This window comes from Salmonella sp. 32070601201500089SM (assembly GCF_017573605.1).
Classification (GTDB): domain Bacteria; phylum Pseudomonadota; class Gammaproteobacteria; order Enterobacterales; family Enterobacteriaceae; genus Salmonella; species Salmonella enterica.
Window position 1 is genome coordinate 44,284 of sequence record NZ_JAGETK010000021.1, and the last position, 16,038, is coordinate 60,321.

The window sequence follows — 16,038 nt, forward strand, 5'->3', positions numbered from 1 at the left end:
GTTAGCGCCCCGTCCGTTCACGGCTCATCCGCGCCAGCCATTCAGAAATTAATAGCGAAATCAGCGCTAATACAATCGAAATCACGCACAGCCTCGCCGCCGCGCTCTCCCCGCCAGGCGTCTGAATCAAAGTATACATGGCGGAAGGTATGGTGCGGGTTTCGCCCGGAATATTGGAAACAAAGGTAATGGTCGCGCCAAATTCGCCAAGCGAACGGGCAAACGCCAGCACCGTACCAACAATAATACCCGGCAGGGTAAGCGGTAAGGTGATAGTCAGAAAAACGCGCCAGCGCCCGGCGCCCAGCGTTCTGGCGGCCTGTTCAAGCTTGATATCCACCCCCTCCAGCGCCAGCCGAATGGCCCGCACCATCAGCGGGAAGGACATCACCGCCGCCGCCAGCACGGCGCCGCGCCAGCTAAAGGCAAACGTGAGACCGAACCAGTCATACAGCCACTGGCCAATAAACCCGCGTCGCCCCATCGACACCAGCAGCAGATAGCCGACCACCACCGGCGGCAGCACCAGCGGCAGATGCAGGACACTATCAAGTAAGGCTTTGCCCGGAAACCGGCATCGCACCAGTAACCAGGCAAAAAAGATCCCAAACGGCAGGCTAAACAGCACGGCCAGGGAAGACACTTTCAGGCTAAGAAGGACAGCCTGCCATTCTGGATCGGTCAGTATCATTACTTCGTCGTAAATCCATAACGTTTAAAGATTGCCGAGGCCTGCGGTCCTTTCAGGTAATCATAGAACGCGCTGACGGTCGCATTTTTATGCCCCTCCACGATAGCGATGGGGTATTCCACTTTTTTATGTGAATCTTCCGGGAACGTCGCCACCACGTTGACCCCCTTGCTGGCGACCGCATCAGAACCGTATACAATGCCCAAAGGCGCTTCGTTACGTTCGACCAGCGCCAACGCGCCGCGCACATCCTCGCCCGGCGCCAGTTTCGGTTCAAGCGTTTGCCATGCGCCCAACTTTTGCAGCGCTTCTTTGGCATAAATTCCCGCCGGTACGTGTTGCGGATCGCCCACCGCCAGACGTCCGCCGTTCAGCAGACGAATCCAGTCCGTTTTGTTGTCGATGGTAAACGGTTTCTGCTCGCTGGCTTTCGGCGCTACCACCACCAGGCTATTGCCAAGCAATGTTTCGCGCGTCGTGGTATCCACCGCTTTTTTATCGGCTGCGTAATCCATCCATTTCTGGTCAGCAGAGATGAACAGATCCGCCGGCGCGCCCGCTTCTATCTGGCGCGCCAGCGTTGAAGAGGAGGCGAATGAGGAGACCACATCCACATTTTTCTCTTTTTTATATTCTGCCGCAATGTCTTGCATCGCGTTCGTTAGCGACGCGGCGGCAAATACGGTGATCTTGCCTTCATCCGCCAGCGCATGACCAGCGATGACGAAAGATAATGTCGCCCCTGCGACCAGGCGTAACCAGGAATGCGCCATCTGTAACTCCTTGTGCGTTTCGTTATGTAAACGACAATATAACGATAATCTCAGGGGTTTCCCAGCGGTTATTCATACCCATTAACGATTAAACACAGAAAATATCGGCAGGAAAAGCAGGATCTTGAGTAACAAAAACGCCCGACTGAGCGGGCGTTTGGGGAAATCAGCGGTTCTGTCTGGACTGGTCTTTCTGACCGATACCGGAAAAAATGTTGAACACCTCACCCAGACCGTAAATCAGACCGAGGATGATGGCCATCACTACCGGTACCATGATGACGGCGAATACCAGACTTTTTAATAACTCTAACATGGGCAACTCCAGATATAGTCCTTTTTGTATTTTAACCGCATCACACAGAAAAGCACTCCCCTTTTGTGCGGTCGGCTTTGCGCTGACGCGCTTTTCAGTCACAATAGTCTTTTTACCAGGAGCTGGTTATGCAGGCCGAAATCCTTCTTACCCTGAAACTTCAGCAAAAGCTTTTTGCCGATCCCCGACGTATCTCTCTGCTGAAACACATTGCGCTTTCCGGCTCGATTAGTCAGGGCGCGAAAGACGCGGGAATCAGCTATAAGAGCGCCTGGGATGCGATAAACGACATGAACCAGCTTAGCGAACATATGCTGGTTGAACGCGCAACGGGCGGCAAAGGCGGCGGCGGCGCGGTATTAACCCGCTATGGCCAGCGTCTGATCCAGCTTTACGATTTGCTGGGCCAAATTCAGCAAAAAGCGTTCGATGTGTTAAGCGACGATGACGCCCTGCCGCTTGACAGTCTGCTGGCCGCTATCTCCCGCTTTTCACTGCAAACCAGCGCCCGAAATCAGTGGTTCGGCACCATTACCGCCCGCGATCGCGATCAGGTGCAACAGCATGTCGACGTGCTGCTGGCCGACGGCAAAACGCGGCTCAAAGTCGCGCTGACGGCGCAAAGCGGCGAGCGTCTCGGCCTGGAGGAGGGAAAAGAAGTGCTGATCCTGCTAAAAGCGCCGTGGGTTGGCATTACCCGGGATGCAGCCGTTGCGCGCGCCGCTGACAATCAGTTGTCGGGAACGATCAGCCATATCGAGCGCGGCGCGGAACAGTGTGAAGTGTTGATGGCGCTGCCGGACGGCCAGACGCTGTGCGCCACGATACCGACTTCAGATGCCGCCACGTTAAAGGAAGGCGATGACGTGATTGCCTGGTTTAATGCGGACAGAGTGATTATTGCAACGTTGTGCTAAGCACATTGACATCCGTTGCCGAAAGACGTATCCCTGTCATTCATCGCTGCAAAAAATGGGATGCAAAATGTCATCGTTGCAAATTTCGCAAGGCACGTTTCGTCTGAGCGATACAAAAACACTTCATCTGGATTCGCTGACGCTCAATGCGGGCGATAGCTGGGCATTCGTTGGGGCTAACGGGAGCGGGAAGTCGGCGCTCGCCCGCGCGCTGGCGGGTGAACTGCCGTTATTAACTGGCGAGCGCCAGTGCCGGTTTACCCGCATTACTCGTCTGTCCTTTGAACAATTGCAAAAGCTGGTCAGCGATGAGTGGCAACGTAATAACACCGATATGCTCAGTCCTGGCGAAGACGATACCGGGCGCACTACCGCGGAAATTATTCAGGATGAAGTTCACCATCCTGCCCGCTGTGCGATGCTGGCGCAGCAGTTCGGCATTTCCGCTTTACTCGACAGGCGTTTTAAATACCTTTCTACCGGCGAGACGCGAAAAGCGCTGCTATGTCAGGCGCTGATGTCTGAGCCGGAGTTATTAATCCTTGATGAACCGTTCGACGGGCTTGACGTGACCGCCCGTCAACAACTGGCGCAACGCCTGACGGCGTTGAACCAGGCGGGTATGACCCTGGCGCTGGTACTCAACCGTTTTGATGAGATCCCGGACTTCGTGCAGTTTGCCGGCGTGCTTGCCGACTGTACGCTGGCGGAGACCGGAACGACGACAGAGTTACTGCAACGGGCGTTGGTCGCTCAACTCGCGCACAGCGAGCGTCTGACCGACGTACAATTACCCGAACCGGACGAACCTTCCGCCCGCCATGCGTTACCCGATGGCGAACCACGGATCGTACTTAACGATGGCGTAGTCTCGTATAACGATCGCCCTATCCTCCACCACCTAAGCTGGCGAGTCAATCCGGGCGAACACTGGCAGATCGTCGGTCCTAACGGAGCGGGTAAGTCTACGTTGCTTAGCCTTATTACTGGCGATCATCCGCAAGGCTACAGCAACGCTCTTACGCTGTTCGGGCGGCGGCGAGGAAGCGGCGAAACAATCTGGGATATCAAAAAACATATCGGCTACGTCAGCAGCAGTTTACATCTGGATTACCGCGTCAGTACCACGGTGCGCAATGTCATTCTCTCCGGCTATTTCGATTCTATCGGCATTTACCAGGCCGTTTCAGACAGGCAACGAAAACTGGCGCAACAGTGGCTGGATATTCTGGGAATCGATAAGCGTACGGCGGATGCCCCCTTCCACAGTCTCTCCTGGGGACAGCAGCGGCTGGCGCTGATCGTGCGCGCGCTAGTTAAACATCCGACAGTGTTGATTCTGGATGAGCCGCTGCAAGGGTTGGACCCGCTGAACCGCCAACTGGTACGCCGTTTTGTAGATGTATTAATTCGCCAGGGAGAGACCCAACTGCTGTTCGTTTCCCATCATGCAGAGGATGCGCCTGCCTGTATTACCCACCGGCTGGAATTTGTACCAGATGGCGAACGTTATAAGTACGTTTCCGGACGATGCAATAATTAAATGTATTATCAGAATGGCGCCGCGCGCCATTCTGGAACCACTCTCCTTTTATTAAGAATAATAATAACGGTCGATAAGCTTACTATCTCTTGAATCGCTGACCGCCTCATTGTCATAATAATCCTGAAATTTTCGACAATGATGTCGTATGTGAATATAAGGGATTCATTATGGCTTTTCGTTTTCCACAAATAATACTATTTTTACTGGCAGCCATGTTATTTTGCCCCGGCAGTTATGCTGAGCAAAAGCCTACCGCTGCGCAGGAAGCGCGTAAAACCGCCGTTGAGGTCGCTGTTGAAGGCATGAGTCGCGCCGCCGTTGCGGGTCCGACAAAGATTAGTTTAGGTGATAAAGCCACGCTTAATCTGCCGGAAGGATTTACCTGGATACCCGCAAAAGAAGCGGCGGTATTTATGCGTGAAATTGGTAACTATGTTGACGATGAATATTTTTACGGTCTCGTATTTAAAAAGGAAATGAATGGATTTATTTCTATCGAATATGATGATTCTGGTTATGTAAAAGATGATGATGCAAAAAATTGGGATGCCGATGAATTAATGGATAACCTGCGCAAAGGCACAAAAGAAGCGAATAAAGATCGTATTGCAAAAGGCATTGAGCCGATAGAAATTATTGGCTGGATCGAGAAGCCTACCTACGATGCAACCAATCATCGTCTGATCTGGTCCGCCGCCATCCAGGATATCGGCACCAACGAACCACTGAATGAACAAGGCGTGAACTACAACACCTATCTGCTGGGACGTGAAGGCTATTTTTCTTTAAATCTGGTGACCGACAGAGGTTCTGTTGACCACGAAATCCCTCTGGCGAAAAGAATTCTCAGTTCCGTCAAGTTCAACGCTGGACAACGCTACGCTGACTTCAACGAATCAACGGACAAAATAGCGGAGTATGGGCTCGCCGCGCTGATTGGCGGTATCGCGGCCAAGAAAGTAGGACTGCTTGCTATGCTCGGTATCGCGTTACTTAAATTCTGGAAAGTGACCGCTATCGGCGTCATCGCTGTCGGGGCGCTCGCCAGGAAGCTACTCTCGCGTAAAAAAGACTGACAGCTCCTGCCCCGTCCGTTTTATTCCCAGGCGCGTAACGCGCCTTTTTTTCGGATAAAAAGCAGAAGCATTCTCAAGCCAGATGATTTGTAATCATTTAATCGATACAAATGCGTAAAATCACCATTGTGTAAACGATTCCACTAATTTATTACATGTCACACTTTTCGCATCTTTGTTATGCTATGGTTATTCCATACCATAGGCTTAACGGAGCGAATTATGAGAGTATTGGTTACAGGTGGTAGCGGTTACATTGGAAGTCATACCTGCGTACAATTGCTGCAAAATGGTCATGACGTCGTCATCCTCGATAACCTCTGCAACAGCAAGCGCAGCGTGCTGCCCGTGATTGAACGTTTGGGCGGTAAGCACCCGACCTTTGTCGAAGGCGATATTCGCAACGAAGCGCTTATAACCGAAATTCTGCACGATCACGCGATTGATACCGTGATTCACTTTGCCGGCCTGAAAGCCGTCGGCGAATCGGTCGCCAGGCCGCTGGAGTACTATGACAACAACGTCAACGGTACGCTGCGGTTGGTCAGCGCCATGCGTGCGGCCAACGTTAAAAACCTTATTTTTAGCTCCTCTGCCACCGTTTATGGCGATCAGCCCAAGATCCCTTACGTCGAAAGTTTTCCTACCGGCACGCCGCAAAGCCCCTACGGCAAAAGTAAATTGATGGTAGAACAGATCCTCACCGATCTGCAAAAAGCCCAGCCGGAGTGGAGTATTGCGCTGCTGCGTTATTTCAACCCGGTCGGCGCGCACCCGTCGGGCGACATGGGAGAAGATCCGCAAGGTATTCCGAATAACCTGATGCCCTATATCGCCCAGGTCGCCGTGGGTCGTCGCGAATCGCTCGCCGTTTTCGGCAACGATTACCCGACCGAGGATGGCACCGGCGTACGCGATTACATTCACGTTATGGACTTAGCCGACGGGCACGTCGTGGCGATGGAAAAACTGGCGGACAAATCCGGCGTACATATTTATAACCTCGGCGCGGGTGTCGGCAGTAGCGTCCTGGATGTGGTCAACGCCTTTAGTAAAGCCTGCGGTAAACCCATTAATTACCACTTCGCGCCGCGCCGCGACGGCGATCTCCCGGCGTATTGGGCGGATGCCAGCAAAGCCGATCGCGAGCTGAACTGGCGCGTCACCCGCACGCTTGACGAAATGGCGCAGGACACCTGGCACTGGCAGTCACGCCATCCGCAGGGATACCCAGATTAAGGACGTTGTTATGACCCCATTTAATCCCATCGATCATCCGCATCGCCGTTATAACCCGCTTACCGGCCAGTGGGTTCTGGTTTCGCCGCATCGCGCAAAACGCCCCTGGCAGGGGGCGCAGGAAACGCCGTCTCAGCAAATGCTGCCGGCCCACGATCCGGACTGCTTCCTGTGTGCGGGCAATACGCGTGTCACCGGCGATAAAAATCCCGATTACAAAGGGACTTACGTCTTTACTAACGATTTCGCGGCGCTGATGGCCGATACGCCGGATGCGCCGGACAGCCACGATCCGCTGATGCGCTGTCAGAGCGCGCGCGGCACCAGCCGCGTGATCTGCTTTTCTCCCGATCACAGTAAAACGCTGCCGGAGTTGAGCCTGCCCGCGCTGACGGAAATCGTCAGAACCTGGCAGACGCAGACCGCCGAGTTAGGCAAAACCTATCCGTGGGTGCAGGTCTTTGAAAATAAAGGCGCGGCGATGGGCTGTTCGAACCCGCATCCGCATGGGCAGGTCTGGGCCAACAGCTTTCTGCCGAATGAGGCCGAACGCGAAGATCGTTTACAAAAAGCCTATTTCGCCGAGCAGCGCTCGCCAATGCTGGTGGATTATGTCCAGCGGGAACTGGCGGACGGCAGCCGCACCGTGGTCGAAACCGAACACTGGCTGGCGGTGGTGCCTTACTGGGCGGCGTGGCCGTTCGAAACGCTCCTGTTACCCAAAACGCATGTCCTGCGCATTACCGATTTAAACGACGAGCAGCGCGACTCTCTGGCGCTGGCGTTGAAAAAGCTGACCAGTCGTTATGACAACCTGTTCCAGTGTTCCTTCCCCTACTCAATGGGCTGGCACGGCGCGCCGTTTAACGGTGAAGAAAACGCGCACTGGCAGTTGCACGCGCACTTTTATCCGCCGCTGCTGCGCTCTGCGACCGTCCGTAAATTTATGGTCGGCTATGAAATGCTGGCGGAAACCCAGCGTGATTTAACCGCAGAACAAGCGGCTGAACGCCTGCGCGCGGTCAGCGACATCCATTTTCGCGAATCCGGAGTATAAAAATGAATCTGAAAGAGAAAACGCGCGCGCTGTTTGCTGAAATTTTCGGCTACCCTGCCACCCACACGATTCAGGCGCCAGGCCGCGTCAATCTGATCGGCGAGCACACTGATTACAATGATGGTTTTGTTCTGCCCTGCGCTATTGATTACCAGACCGTAATTAGCTGTGCGCCGCGCGACGATCGTACCATACGGGTGATTGCCGCCGATTACGACAATCAGGTGGACGAATTTTCACTGGATGCGCCGATCGTGACCCACGATAGCCAGCAGTGGTCTAACTATGTGCGCGGCGTAGTGAAACACCTGCAGCAGCGTAACAACGCGTTTGGCGGCGTGGATATGGTCATCAGCGGCAATGTGCCGCAGGGCGCCGGGTTAAGCTCCTCCGCTTCGCTGGAAGTGGCGGTGGGCACCGTCTTCCAGCAGCTTTATCACCTGCCGCTGGACGGCGCGCAAATTGCGCTCAACGGACAAGAGGCCGAGAACCAGTTTGTCGGCTGTAACTGCGGCATTATGGATCAGCTCATCTCTGCGCTCGGCAAAAAAGATCATGCGTTGCTGATTGATTGCCGTACGCTCGGCGCCAAAGCGGTTTCCATGCCGAAAGGTGTCGCCGTGGTGATCATCAATAGTAACTTTAAGCGCACGCTGGTGGGCAGCGAGTATAATACCCGCCGTGAACAGTGCGAAACCGGCGCCCGTTTCTTCCAGCAGCCGGCCCTGCGCGATGTCAGCCTTGAGGCGTTCAATGCCGTTGCCAGCGAACTGGACCCGGTAGTCGCAAAACGTGTTCGCCATGTATTGAGCGAAAATGCGCGCACCGTTGAAGCGGCAAGCGCGCTGGAGAAAGGTGATTTGCAACGTATGGGCCAACTGATGGCGGAGTCCCATGCCTCAATGCGCGATGATTTCGAAATTACCGTCCCGCAGATAGACACGCTGGTAGACATCGTCAAAGCGACCATCGGCGATCGAGGCGGCGTGCGCATGACCGGCGGCGGCTTTGGCGGGTGTGTTGTCGCGCTGATCCCGGAAGATCTGGTTCCCGCTGTGCAGCAGGCCGTTGCGCAACAGTACGAAGCGAAAACCGGAATCAAAGAAACCTTTTATGTATGCAAACCGTCACAAGGAGCAGGACAGTGCTAAATGAAACGCCCGCACTGGCCCCCGATGGTCAACCGTACCGCCTGCTAACCCTGCGCAACAGCGCAGGGATGGTGGTAACGCTGATGGACTGGGGAGCCACTCTTCTTTCCGCCCGTATTCCGCTGTCTGACGGCAGCGTTCGGGAAGCATTGCTGGGCTGCGCCAGCCCGGAACACTACCCTGGACAGACGTCGTTCCTCGGCGCCTCTATTGGCCGTTACGCGAACCGTATCGCTAATAGCCGCTATACGTTTGCCGGCGAAACCGTACAGTTAAGCCCAAGCCAGGGCGAGAACCAGTTACACGGCGGACCGGAAGGCTTTGACAAGCGCCGCTGGCAAATTGTGAACCAGAACGATCGCCAGGTATTATTCGCGCTCACCTCTGATGACGGCGACCAGGGCTTTCCCGGCCATCTTTGCGCCACGGCGCAATATCGTCTGACCGATGACAATAGAATATCCATCACCTACCGGGCGACGGTCGATAAACCCTGTCCGGTGAATTTGACCAACCACGTCTATTTTAATCTGGACGGCGATCGGACCGACGTGCGCCAACATAAGCTGCAAATTCTGGCGGATGAGTATCTGCCGGTAGATGAATCCGGTATTCCACGCCAGGGGCTAAAATCGGTAGCCAATACCTCGTTTGACTTCCGAATGCCAAAAGTCATTGCCAGCGAGTTTCTCGCCGATGACGATCAGCGCAAGGTTAAAGGCTACGACCATGCTTTCCTGCTACAGACGCAGGGTGATGGCAAAAAGCCGGCGGCCCGTCTGTGGTCACAGGATGGAAAGCTACAAATGATGGTTTACACCACCGCCCCGGCGCTACAGTTTTATTCCGGCAATTATCTGGCGGGTACGCCTTCCCGCGGGCCGGAACCTTATGCCGACTGGCAAGGGCTGGCGCTGGAAAGCGAACTGCTGCCGGACAGCCCGAATCATCCTGAATGGCCGCAGCCTGACTGTATCCTTCGCCCTGGCGAGGAGTACGCCAGCCTGACCGAGTATCAGTTTATTCCGTTCTAACGATATGCCGCTACATGCCCGATGACGCAAGCTTATCGGGCCTACGCGCCATTGCCCTGCTCAAACCTCCACCACTTAAAGACAAAATCGCAACTCTGAGTTCACAAGAACCTTACACTGCGCCACTATTTTCGCTATGGTTATGCGTAAGCATTGCCGCCAACACCTCGCGGCAATATAATGAGAATTATTATCATTACATATGATTTATAGGAGTGAGAGTATGGCTGTAACTAAGCTGGTTCTGGTACGTCACGGTGAAAGTCAATGGAACAAAGAGAACCGTTTCACCGGCTGGTATGATGTTGACCTGTCTGAAAAAGGCGTAAGCGAAGCAAAAGCAGCAGGTAAACTGCTAAAAGAAGAAGGTTTCAGCTTTGATTTTGCCTACACTTCCGTACTGAAACGCGCTATCCATACGCTGTGGAACGTACTGGATGAACTGGATCAGGCGTGGCTGCCGGTGGAAAAGTCCTGGAAACTCAACGAACGTCACTATGGCGCGTTGCAGGGGCTGAATAAAGCGGAAACGGCCGAAAAATATGGTGACGAGCAGGTTAAGCAGTGGCGCCGCGGTTTTGCCGTAACGCCGCCGGAACTAACCAAAGATGATGAGCGTTATCCGGGTCACGATCCACGTTATGCCAAACTGAGCGAGAAAGAGCTGCCGTTGACCGAAAGTCTGGCGCTGACCATCGACCGCGTTATTCCTTACTGGAACGACACCATCCTGCCGCGTATGAAGAGCGGTGAGCGCGTGATCATCGCCGCTCACGGTAACTCATTGCGTGCGCTGGTGAAATACCTGGATAACATGAGCGAAGATGAGATTCTTGAATTAAACATCCCGACCGGCGTGCCGCTGGTGTATGAGTTCGACGAAAACTTCAAGCCGCTCAAACATTACTATCTGGGCAACGCTGACGAAATCGCCGCGAAAGCGGCTGCCGTGGCGAATCAGGGTAAAGCGAAGTAATCACCTTTGCCGGATGGCGGTATAGCTGCCTTATCCGGCCTACGAGCAATGGGTAGGCCGGATAAGCGCAGCGCCATCAGGCAATACGTCTTAAACAGCGATCACGCCGTCCAGCACCACCTGCAATTTCCCCTGCGAACAGCGCTCCACGCGTCCTCGTACCCGGTACACTTCAGCCAGACGCTCCGCAGTAATCACCGTCTCCGGCGCGCCGCTGGCGACCAGCCTGCCGTCTTTTAGCATCAGGACATGGTCACCATGACGCAGTGCAATATTAATGTCATGCGCCACGACTATCGTCACCCTATTTTGCGCCTGGGTATCCCGACGCACGAGATCCATTACGTGAAACTGATAGTTTAAATCCAGCGCGCTGAGCGGCTCATCCAGCAACAGAAGTTCAGGGCGACGAATTAGCGATTGCGCCAGACCCACTAACTGCCGCTGACCGCCGGAAAGCTGGTCGAGATACTGCAACGCCAGATGCGTTATGCCCAATTGCTCAAGGATAGCCAGTATCTGCGCTCTGCCCTGCGCATTGTCTCTGCCGCCTGATGCCCGCAGTACCACGATAATCGACTCCAGTACATGCAGATGTACGCCCTGCGGTAATGACTGCGGCAAAAATACAACTTTCTGCGCCCGCTCGGCAAACGATAACGACATGAGATCTTCGCCATCAAGCAGCGCCTCGCCGTCGGCGTTATTCAGCCCGGCCAGCGAACGTAGTAACGTCGATTTACCACAGCCGTTCGGCCCCAGCAAAATGGTAATTTTCCCGCGCGGCAGTAAGGGAACGTTGAGATCTGCAATAACCGGCTGAGTGGAATAGCCGGCGCTAAATGAGCGGAGCATTAACCCGCGCATCAGAGACTCCCCCGATGTCGCAATACAATGCTTAAAAAGAACGGAACCCCGACCAGCGAGGTGACAATCCCCACCGGCACCATGACGCCCGGAATACTATTTTTCGCCGCAATAGAGGCCAGCGATAACACCAGCCCGCCTATCAGCACGCTGCCCGGAAGGTAGAAACGGTGATCTTCCCCCAAAAGTATTCGCGCAATGTGCGGCGCAACGAGACCAATAAAACCAATCGGCCCGACGAAAGCTACCGCCAGCGCTGATAACAAGCTGATACGCAACAATGACAGCAGGCGTAAACGGCGGACATGAATCCCAAAGCTCATCGCCCTCTCTTCGCCCAGACGTAATGCCGTGAGTTGCCAGGCGCTTCGTAACGCGCAAAAAAGCACAGCAATAAACACCACGGCCAGTACGCCCAATTTTTCCCACGACGCGCGGACCAGGCTCCCCATCGTCCAGAATACCAGCCCCTGCAGCGTATCTTCATCAGCCACAAACTGCATAATGGCGACCAACGCGTTAAAGGTGAATACCAGCGCAATACCGAACAACACCACTCCGGATGCGGCGACGCCTGTCCAACGGGTAATACCGTCCAGGAGTAACGCGGATAAAAGCGCAAAGATGAACGCATTGGCCGGGATAAACCAGGCGGCAGGAATACCGGGAATACCGATCCCCAACACAATCGCCAGCGCAGCGCCAAAAGCCGCCGCGGACGATACGCCGAGGGTAAACGGCGTCGCCAGCGGATTATTTAAAATGGTTTGCATTTCGGCGCCCGCTAACCCTAACGCCATGCCTACCAGCAGCGCCATCAGGGCATAGGGTAAGCGGATATCCCAGACAATAACGTGTATGCCCGCATTCACCTTTTCCGGCTGGAAAAGCGCCTGCCACAGCGCACTGAGCGGTAAACCAGAAGACCCACAGGTTACATCCACCATCAGTGAAGCCATCATCGCCAGCGCAATAGCTAACATGAGCACGGCCCGTTTGCGTATGATCTGGCGATAGCGCGGAATGACGGGCGTGGAAGCGAGAGCGGGGGCTAAAAGTGATTTATCCTGACAGGTCATGGTTCGGGCTACGTTATTAATCAGAGGAGAATTATAGCGCCGAATTATTTCGTTATATATTTATTTATATTTCGATTGGTGACACGGTGGACTATCTCATCGGTTTCCAATAAATATCCTCCGGCATAGCCCTGTCTCTTGATCAGACCTCCTGATCAAGAGACAGGGCCTGGCTGGGGGTTTTCCATAGACAAAAAAAGCGTGGAACCATCCACGCTTGAGGCTGCTGACAACGTGTAACCAGGTGGCAATGTTCCAACCACGGACCTACAAAAAGTACGTAATCTGTTGATATTCTCATTTCGTAAATCAGTCAAAGCGCTAGCTGCCTCTCGCAGAAATGCCAACACAACAGATAATTGTCAGCAGTCCTCATTTTTCAGTCAGCAAATATCGGCCCGGCAGGGAATTTCGCCAGAAACCCGGTGACGGCCAGCAGCGACCACAGCCCGGGCCACTCAATCTGGCGCTCCCGCAGTTCATCATCCAGCGTCATAAGCGCAAACTCACCTTTATCGCCCAGCACGCCGCCCTGCCAGAGCAGCCGCTGCGCCTGCTGCCGCGCCCAGGGAGAATCGCTCTTCCAGGCCAGCAGGTGCAGCAGAGCCTGCTGCAGGCAGACACCGTGAGAATGTTGATCCCGCAACAGCCGCCGGTAAACCGGCAGCGATATGCTGCGCACGGTATAAAAACCGCTGCGGGTTTCGCTGTCAACATCTGCCATGCCAGCACAGAACTGACTGGCCAGGTCACATAAACGATTGTGCGTCAGCGGCTGGCGCAGGGCATCCAGACGACCTGCTGCGGCACACAGCAGCCCGCTCCTTTGCCGTTCTTGTGGCAGCGAATCAGGCAAAACCGCTACCGTTTCAGCCGCCCCGGCCTGCGCATGCTGTACGCCCGAGTCATAACAACGGACAAAGAAATCATGGCTGCCACGGACGATTGACGGGTGCGCCAGCAGATTCAGCGCCGGGTGCAGTTGTTCAAGCTCGTCCAGTGACGCCAGCGTATAATTGACAACCACATCTTTTGTCGACGCCCGGCCTTCCGGACGAAATGCTATGGTTTCATTCATCAAAGTCTCCTTATGGGACATTCCCGGAGGCGATGCTGCGCATCTGTCCGGGCTACAGATCCATGCAATCCGGTAGCCCGGACAGGCGCAACGCGCCGCCTCCGGGAAAGGAACAGATTTACATCGCCAGCACGTACTTCAGCATCACGCCCGCCGCAATGGCCGAACCGATAACCCCCGCCACGTTCGGGCCCATCGCGTGCATCAGCAGGAAGTTCTGCGGGTCTGATTCCAGGCCCACTTTGTTCGATACGCGGGCCGCCATCGGCACCGCCGACACCCCCGCCGAACCGATAAGCGGGTTAATTTTGTTCTTACTGCACAGGTTCAGCAGCTTCGCCATCAGTACCCCGGCCGCCGTCCCGATACCAAAGGCAACCACCCCCAGCAGCAGAATGCCCAGCGTCTGCGGCTGCAGGAACTTGTCCGCCACCAGCTTCGCGCCCACCGACAGTCCGAGGAAGATGGTGACGATATTAATCAGCCCGTTCTGTACCGTGTCGCTCAGACGCTCCACCACGCCGCTCTCGCGCATCAGGTTGCCGAAGCAGAACATCCCCAGCAGCGGGGCCGCGTCCGGCAGCAGCAGCGCCACCAGCAGCAACAGCACCGCCGGGAACAGAATCTTCTCCCGCTTACTCACCGTGCGCAGCTGCACCATGCGGATTTTCCGCTCCTTCTCCGTGGTCAGCGCCTTCATAATCGGCGGCTGGATTAACGGCACCAGCGCCATATACGAGTACGCCGCCACCGCGATGGCCCCCAGCAGCTCCGGCGCCAGCTTGCCCGACAGGTAAATCGCCGTCGGGCCGTCCGCGCCGCCGATGATGCCGATGGCCGCCGCCTGCGGCAGGGTGAAGCTGATAAGGCCGAAGTAGTTCAGCGTCAGCGCCCCCAGCACCGTGGCGAAGATACCGAACTGCGCCGCCGCCCCCAGCAGCAGGGTGCGCGGGTTGGCCAGCAGCGGGCCGAAGTCGGTCATCGCCCCGACGCCCATAAAGATGACCAGCGGCGCAATGCCCGAGCCGATGGCGACCTTATAGAAAATCGCCAGCACCCCGGCGGAGTAGCCCATATCCACGGCGAGGTCTTCCATCTGCCCCTGCACCGACGGCAGCGCCAGAGCCAGTGCCTCCTTGATGGCGTGGACGTCCGGCGTACAGTTGAGCTTCGCGGCAATCACCGCCAGCTGCCCGGCGTCGTGGTGGGCCAGCAGGCTCTCCAGGGCGGTCAGCGCCAGCCCGGCCTCCGGGATATTCGACAGCAGCCCGCCGAAGCCAATCGGCAGCAGCAGCAGCGGCTCGAACTTCTTCGCGATGGCCAGCCACAGCAGCAGCAGGCTCACCAGCAGCATGATGGCCTGGCCGATGCCGAGGTGCATCAGGCCCATCCCCTGAATCAGGGCGTTCAGACTTTCCATTTCCGCTCCTCGTCCTTACGCCAGCGTCATCAGGGTGTCGCCGACGGAGACCGCGTCGCCGGACTTCACCGCAATACCGCGCACGGTCCCGGCCTGCGCGGCGCGGATTTCGGTTTCCATCTTCATGGCTTCCAGAATCAGCAGCACGTCGCCTTCCGCCACCGTCTGGCCTTCAGTGGCAATCACCTTCCAGATGTTGCCCGCCAGCGGGGCGGTGACCGGGGTGCCGGCGCCTGCCGGGGCGGCAGCGGCTGGCGCGGAGGCAGGAACGGCTGCGGTCAGCTGGCTGATATCGCCGCCGTCGCTGACCTTCACCACAAAGGCCTTACCTTCCACTTCCACGGTGTAGATACCGGAGGCGGCAGGCTTCTCTGCTTTTGCCACCGGCTGCGCGGCTTCCGCCTGCGGTACCGGCTCAAACGCCGCCGGGTTATGGCGGTTCTCAAGGAACTTCAGGCCAGGCTGCGGGAACAGCGCCACGGTCAGCACGTCGTCGATGGCGTTTTCCGCAAGCGTGATGCCCCTCTCCTGCGCCTGGCGCTTCACGTCGGCTTCCAGTTCAGCCAGCTCCGGCTTCAGCAGGTCCGCCGGGCGGCAGGTCACCGGAGCGCCCCCTTCCAGCACGCGGGCCTGTAACGCCGCGTTAACCGGTACCGGAGTGTGGCCGTATTCGCCTTTCAGAATGCCCGCCGTTTCTTTGGCGATGGTTTTGTAGCGCTCGCCGGTCAGGACGTTGAGCACCGCCTGGGTGCCGACAATCTGCGAGGTCGGGGTCACCAGCGGGATAAAGCCGAGGTCCTCGCGCACGCGGGGGATTT

The 16,038-nt window shown here is 56.0% G+C and carries 16 protein-coding genes; 8 read left to right on the forward strand and 8 right to left on the reverse strand.

All coding sequences use genetic code 11. The features are described 5' to 3' along the window. Position 1: 1 nt before the first annotated feature. The 3 genes from modB to J4728_RS22560 form a co-directional block, all read right to left on the reverse strand. The gene (gene modB / locus J4728_RS22550; RefSeq protein WP_023258605.1) at positions 2 to 691 is read right to left on the reverse strand and encodes a molybdate ABC transporter permease subunit; all 690 of its coding nucleotides are present in this window, start codon (positions 689 to 691) and stop codon (positions 2 to 4) included. After that, on the reverse strand, positions 691 to 1,464 hold the full coding sequence (gene modA, locus J4728_RS22555; RefSeq protein ID WP_000951416.1) for a molybdate ABC transporter substrate-binding protein: 774 nt from the start codon (positions 1,462 to 1,464) through the stop codon (positions 691 to 693). Before modA ends, modB begins: the two co-directional genes overlap by 1 nt. Before the next feature lie 166 nt (positions 1,465 to 1,630). Then, on the reverse strand, positions 1,631 to 1,780 hold the full coding sequence (locus J4728_RS22560; RefSeq protein ID WP_000891513.1) for an AcrZ family multidrug efflux pump-associated protein: 150 nt from the start codon (positions 1,778 to 1,780) through the stop codon (positions 1,631 to 1,633). Positions 1,781 to 1,908: 128 nt separating this feature from the next. On the opposite strand from J4728_RS22560, the gene modE reads away from it, so the two are divergent. The 8 genes from modE (at position 1,909) to gpmA (ending at position 10,776) form a co-directional block, all read left to right on the forward strand. After that, a complete protein-coding gene (gene modE / locus J4728_RS22565) occupies positions 1,909 to 2,697 on the forward strand; it encodes a molybdenum-dependent transcriptional regulator (protein WP_001147418.1) in 789 nt (262 codons plus the stop codon). Positions 2,698 to 2,764: 67 nt separating this feature from the next. After that, positions 2,765 to 4,240 carry a molybdate ABC transporter ATP-binding protein ModF gene (gene modF, locus J4728_RS22570; RefSeq protein WP_208212450.1) on the forward strand — a complete coding sequence of 492 codons (1,476 nt, stop codon included), beginning with the start codon at positions 2,765 to 2,767 and terminating at the stop codon, positions 4,238 to 4,240. Positions 4,241 to 4,410: 170 nt separating this feature from the next. After that, the gene (locus tag J4728_RS22575; RefSeq protein WP_208212452.1) at positions 4,411 to 5,319 is read left to right on the forward strand and encodes a DUF2167 domain-containing protein; all 909 of its coding nucleotides are present in this window, start codon (positions 4,411 to 4,413) and stop codon (positions 5,317 to 5,319) included. A gap of 222 nt (positions 5,320 to 5,541) precedes the next feature. Then, positions 5,542 to 6,558, forward strand: a complete 1,017-nt coding sequence (gene galE / locus J4728_RS22580) for a UDP-glucose 4-epimerase GalE (RefSeq protein ID WP_001265465.1) — start codon at positions 5,542 to 5,544, stop codon at positions 6,556 to 6,558. 10 nt (positions 6,559 to 6,568) lie between these two features. Continuing rightward, positions 6,569 to 7,615, forward strand: coding sequence for a galactose-1-phosphate uridylyltransferase (galT, locus tag J4728_RS22585; RefSeq protein ID WP_000187471.1), 1,047 nt, complete (start codon positions 6,569 to 6,571; stop codon positions 7,613 to 7,615). 2 nt (positions 7,616 to 7,617) lie between these two features. Further along, positions 7,618 to 8,766 (forward strand): galactokinase, encoded by a 1,149-nt coding sequence (gene galK, locus J4728_RS22590; protein ID WP_023228500.1) that lies wholly within the window; start codon positions 7,618 to 7,620, stop codon positions 8,764 to 8,766. Further along, complete coding sequence (gene galM, locus J4728_RS22595; RefSeq protein ID WP_023221277.1) at positions 8,760 to 9,800, forward strand: galactose-1-epimerase; 1,041 nt, start codon at positions 8,760 to 8,762, stop codon at positions 9,798 to 9,800. The genes galK and galM overlap by 7 nt, the downstream gene beginning before the upstream one ends. Before the next feature lie 223 nt (positions 9,801 to 10,023). Beyond that, positions 10,024 to 10,776, forward strand: coding sequence for a 2,3-diphosphoglycerate-dependent phosphoglycerate mutase (gpmA, locus tag J4728_RS22600; protein WP_000301556.1), 753 nt, complete (start codon positions 10,024 to 10,026; stop codon positions 10,774 to 10,776). A gap of 90 nt (positions 10,777 to 10,866) precedes the next feature. On the opposite strand, the gene J4728_RS22605 is transcribed toward gpmA, so the two are convergent. The 5 genes from J4728_RS22605 to J4728_RS22625 form a co-directional block, all read right to left on the reverse strand. Continuing rightward, positions 10,867 to 11,643 carry an ABC transporter ATP-binding protein gene (locus J4728_RS22605; protein WP_001214710.1) on the reverse strand — a complete coding sequence of 259 codons (777 nt, stop codon included), beginning with the start codon at positions 11,641 to 11,643 and terminating at the stop codon, positions 10,867 to 10,869. Then, a complete protein-coding gene (locus J4728_RS22610) occupies positions 11,643 to 12,722 on the reverse strand; it encodes a FecCD family ABC transporter permease (protein ID WP_000128327.1) in 1,080 nt (359 codons plus the stop codon). The genes J4728_RS22605 and J4728_RS22610 overlap by 1 nt, the downstream gene beginning before the upstream one ends. A gap of 379 nt (positions 12,723 to 13,101) precedes the next feature. Continuing rightward, entirely contained in the window at positions 13,102 to 13,800 is a 699-nt protein-coding gene (locus J4728_RS22615; RefSeq protein ID WP_023238012.1) for a triphosphoribosyl-dephospho-CoA synthase, read from the reverse strand. 118 nt (positions 13,801 to 13,918) lie between these two features. After that, complete coding sequence (locus J4728_RS22620; RefSeq protein WP_208212454.1) at positions 13,919 to 15,220, reverse strand: oxalacetate decarboxylase subunit beta; 1,302 nt, start codon at positions 15,218 to 15,220, stop codon at positions 13,919 to 13,921. A gap of 15 nt (positions 15,221 to 15,235) precedes the next feature. After that, positions 15,236 to 16,038, reverse strand: an 803-nt coding sequence (locus J4728_RS22625; RefSeq protein WP_208212456.1) for a biotin/lipoyl-containing protein, incomplete at its 5' end; no start/stop codon positions are given.

Coding starts and splice junctions, on each gene's coding strand:
- modB (WP_023258605.1), bottom strand. CDS start 691: ATGATACTGACCGATCCAGAATGGCAGGCTGTCCTTCTTAGCCTGAAA.
- modA (WP_000951416.1), bottom strand. CDS start 1,464: ATGGCGCATTCCTGGTTACGCCTGGTCGCAGGGGCGACATTATCTTTC.
- J4728_RS22560 (WP_000891513.1), bottom strand. CDS start 1,780: ATGTTAGAGTTATTAAAAAGTCTGGTATTCGCCGTCATCATGGTACCG.
- modE (WP_001147418.1), top strand. CDS start 1,909: ATGCAGGCCGAAATCCTTCTTACCCTGAAACTTCAGCAAAAGCTTTTT.
- modF (WP_208212450.1), top strand. CDS start 2,765: ATGTCATCGTTGCAAATTTCGCAAGGCACGTTTCGTCTGAGCGATACA.
- J4728_RS22575 (WP_208212452.1), top strand. CDS start 4,411: ATGGCTTTTCGTTTTCCACAAATAATACTATTTTTACTGGCAGCCATG.
- galE (WP_001265465.1), top strand. CDS start 5,542: ATGAGAGTATTGGTTACAGGTGGTAGCGGTTACATTGGAAGTCATACC.
- galT (WP_000187471.1), top strand. CDS start 6,569: ATGACCCCATTTAATCCCATCGATCATCCGCATCGCCGTTATAACCCG.
- galK (WP_023228500.1), top strand. CDS start 7,618: ATGAATCTGAAAGAGAAAACGCGCGCGCTGTTTGCTGAAATTTTCGGC.
- gpmA (WP_000301556.1), top strand. CDS start 10,024: ATGGCTGTAACTAAGCTGGTTCTGGTACGTCACGGTGAAAGTCAATGG.
- J4728_RS22605 (WP_001214710.1), bottom strand. CDS start 11,643: ATGCGCGGGTTAATGCTCCGCTCATTTAGCGCCGGCTATTCCACTCAG.
- J4728_RS22610 (WP_000128327.1), bottom strand. CDS start 12,722: ATGACCTGTCAGGATAAATCACTTTTAGCCCCCGCTCTCGCTTCCACG.
- J4728_RS22615 (WP_023238012.1), bottom strand. CDS start 13,800: ATGAATGAAACCATAGCATTTCGTCCGGAAGGCCGGGCGTCGACAAAA.
- J4728_RS22620 (WP_208212454.1), bottom strand. CDS start 15,220: ATGGAAAGTCTGAACGCCCTGATTCAGGGGATGGGCCTGATGCACCTC.